Origin of the sequence: Halorubrum tibetense (assembly GCF_042661865.1) — an archaeon.
Taxonomy (GTDB): domain Archaea; phylum Halobacteriota; class Halobacteria; order Halobacteriales; family Haloferacaceae; genus Halorubrum; species Halorubrum tibetense.
On sequence record NZ_JBHSWW010000564.1, the window covers coordinates 1 to 788 of the forward strand.

The following is a 788-nucleotide window of genomic DNA, read 5'->3' on the forward strand; positions in this document are numbered from 1 at the left end:
GGCGACGGTCGCCGGTCGCGCCCGTTCCTCCCCCGACAACGCCGGCAGGCCGACCGTCGCGACCGATTCGATCATGTCGGTCACCGCGTCCGTGTGCTCCTCTAAGCGTCCCTCGCGCGCGCTCCCGGCGGCGACTCGCCGGGCCTTCGCGTACCTGTCACCGGCGTAGATCCGTGCGCGGCCGGGGTCGACCACCGCGACCGCGTCGATCCCGACATCGATACCCGAGTCGTCCCGGGTCGACAAGGGCGAGGCCACGTCCGCGTACGACTCGATCACGACCGGGACCGAGGCCCGCGCGACGCGGCCAGCGAGCCGCTCGAAGGCGGGAAGGTACGCCGACGCCATCACCTCGTTGAACTCCCGAACGTCTCTCACGCGTGTCGCGTCCGCGAGCGGTAGCCGGTCGCTCAGCGCCGCCGGTAGGAGTCCGGCCGCCTCAGCTGCGCCGTTGACGACGTACCGGGAGCCGTCGGCCGTCGTTACGCGGTCACAGAGGAACGTCCGGTCGGCGTCACCGAGCATACCGGTTCGACCCGGTGTCGGCCGCCAGAGACGGTGAACGGGATTGATCGACTCGGGCGCGATCGCGTCGGCTCCCGGGTCGAGCGGCCGAGTGCTCGCCGCCGCGCGCCGTCGGGCGTCCTTCCCGTATAGTCGACCCGCGTCGGTGGCGACCCGGACGTCGTCGTGATCGAACCAGTAGTCGTTGCCGGCGCGGGGTTTCACGCCGACGACGTCGCCGGTGGCGGGTCCCGTCGATCCCGCCGAGTTCGCCGGGTTCGAAG

1 protein-coding gene is annotated in these 788 nt (G+C 71.8%); it reads right to left on the reverse strand.

Annotation, left to right across the window (positions count from 1 at the left end):
• On the reverse strand, positions 1 to 788 hold a 788-nt coding region (locus ACFQEU_RS16985; RefSeq protein ID WP_379784058.1), incomplete at both ends, for an ATPase.